Source organism: Colwellia sp. 6M3 (genome assembly GCF_014077595.1).
Classification (GTDB): Bacteria; Pseudomonadota; Gammaproteobacteria; order Enterobacterales; family Alteromonadaceae; genus Cognaticolwellia.
The window spans coordinates 1-838 of sequence record NZ_JACGWF010000198.1 but is presented as its reverse complement, the minus strand read 5'-3'; the positions used below and the strand labels follow the sequence as shown (position 1 = coordinate 838).

Below are 838 nucleotides of genomic sequence, written 5' to 3'. Positions count from 1 at the left end.
AACGACTAATGTTTCAGGAAAAGAACTTCCCGGTAAATATTTTTCATTCGCACGCGAGCTCGCCATTTCAGCAACATGATTTTCATCACGTCCCCAAAGCAATGTTTTATGGCCATTTCGCGCTAAGCATATTGCCAGCGCTGTACCATAAGAGCCAGCGCCAATAACCGAAATTGCAGCAGAATCAGGGCTCATAAATTAATGAGTTTCTGTACTTGCTGGCGCTTGGTCAGCATTTGCTTGTGCTGCACGCTGTTGTACATAATTTGCAAATAATGCTTCAAAGTTTACTGGTGCTAAGTTAATTTGTGGGAATGAACCACGACTAACTAGGTTGGCAACAGCTTCACGAGCATATGGGAATAATGTTGTTGGGCAAAATGCGCCAATAGTATGGGCTAATTGCGCTTCTGGTAAGTTACCAATAGTAAAAATACCTGATTGCTGTACTTCAGCTAGAAAAGCCGTTTGCTCTTCAACTTTAGCCGTAACAGTTAACGACAATGTTACTTCATAAGTATCATCACCCAATTTAGTCGACTTAGTATCAATATCTAACTGTACTTCAGGCTTCCAGTCTTTTTGAAAAATTGCTGGAGAATTTGGCGTTTCAAATGAGATATCTTTTGTATAAACACGTTGAATAGCAAATTGTGGAGCTTGTTGCTCAGTTGTCGCTTCTGCGCCGTTTTGAATTTCGTCAGCCATGTTGTTCTTCCTTTATATTTTTACGCCATTATTTATTGGCATTTTATTCTAAGATATTTTCACTTTTACGCAGAGGCCAAAAGTGAAGCTAATTTTTCTTGAGCATGTAATGCAAATAAATCGTCACAAC

At 39.3% G+C, this 838-nt stretch carries 2 protein-coding genes; both read right to left on the bottom strand.

The window, feature by feature from the left end; genetic code table 11:
* The coding region (locus tag H4J50_RS18975; protein WP_182257703.1) for a 2-dehydropantoate 2-reductase N-terminal domain-containing protein at positions 1-195 on the bottom strand (195 nt) is incomplete at its 3' end.
* Between the two features lie 3 nt (positions 196-198).
* The gene (gene secB, locus H4J50_RS18970; RefSeq protein ID WP_108454719.1) at positions 199-708 is read right to left on the bottom strand and encodes a protein-export chaperone SecB; all 510 of its coding nucleotides are present in this window, start codon (positions 706-708) and stop codon (positions 199-201) included.
* Positions 709-838: the final 130 nt, after the last annotated feature.

What these genes read in the sequence shown, in the direction of transcription:
- secB (WP_108454719.1), bottom strand. Translation starts at nt 708, where the DNA reads ATGGCTGACGAAATTCAAAACGGCGCAGAAGCGACAACTGAGCAACAA.